Raw genomic sequence first — 230 nt, forward strand, 5'->3', positions numbered from 1 at the left:
TTTAGCAGCTCTATAAGTATAGTACAACCAACTTTGACAGGTTATTCTGTAGGTGGAAGCTTATTAGGAAATGTAAGTATATCATCAGCGGGTACAGCAACTCTAAATGAAACATTATCAGGATCTCCATCAAACATAACTGCAACAGTATATGTAAATGGGTCATCTACATCCAGTGGAACTCTACAAGGATNNNNAACTGAAACACCAGTAATTACTCCAGAACAGTT

The sequence above is a fragment of the Candidatus Nanopusillus massiliensis genome (assembly GCF_920984865.1).